1 protein-coding gene is annotated in these 952 nt (G+C 65.1%); it reads right to left on the bottom strand.

All coding sequences use genetic code 11. The features are described from left to right. Positions 1-952: NAD(P) transhydrogenase subunit alpha (locus tag M3P88_RS15790; protein WP_249616949.1), on the bottom strand; the 952-nt coding region annotated here is incomplete at both ends.

Raw genomic sequence — 952 nt, 5'->3', positions numbered from 1 at the left:
TTGGCCAGCCCGACCACGGTCACGCCGTTGTCAAGCTTGATGACTTCACCGGCCTGGGTCAGCTCGCAGTTGCCGCCGGCTTCGGCCGCAATGTCGATAATCACCGAGCCCGGCTTCATGCCGGCCACCACCTCGGCCGAGATCAGGCGCGGCGCAGGGCGGCCGGGAATCAACGCGGTGGTGATGATGATGTCGGCGGCTTTGGCGTGCTTGGCCACCAGTTCGGCCTGACGACGCTTGTAGTCGTCGGACATTTCCTTGGCGTACACGCCGTCGTTGGCGGCTTTCTCTTCGTCGCTCATCGGCACTTCGATAAACTTGCCGCCCAGGCTTTCCACCTGTTCGCGGGTAGACGGACGCACATCGGTCGCTTCCACCACCGCCCCCAGACGCTTGGCCGTGGCAATCGCCTGCAGACCGGCCACGCCCACGCCCATGATCAGCACGCGCGCCGGCTTCACCGTACCGGCCGCCGTCATCAGCATCGGCATAAAGCGCGGGTAGAACTGGTTGGCCAGCAGCACCGCCTTATAGCCGGCGATATTGTTCTGGCTGGACAGCACGTCCATGGACTGCGCGCGCGTGGTGCGCGGCAACAGTTCCATGGCGAACGCCGACACCTTCTTGGCAGCCAGTGCCGGGAAGGTGGTGCTCTGATACGGTGCCAGCTGGCCGATCAGCACCGCGCCTTCTTTAAGCTCGCTGATGGCGTCTTCGGCCAGCGGACGCACGGCGAGCACGATGTCGGCACCGGCCAGCGCTTCGGCGCGCGTAGGCGCAATGCTGGCCCCCGCTTCGACAAAGCCTGCATCCAGTACCGCAGAGGCAAAGCCGGCGCCGCTTTGCACGACGACGCTATGGCCCATGGCGACAAACTTCTTCACCGTTTCCGGCGTGGCCGCGACACGGCTGTCGCCCGTCTCTGCCGGGATGGCAATCTGCATGGTCTTCC

It is taken from the genome of Craterilacuibacter sp. RT1T (assembly GCF_023502145.1).
GTDB lineage: Bacteria > Pseudomonadota > Gammaproteobacteria > Burkholderiales > Chromobacteriaceae > Craterilacuibacter.
The sequence above is the reverse complement of the archived record's forward strand: the minus strand, read 5'-3'. Positions and strand labels throughout refer to the sequence as shown.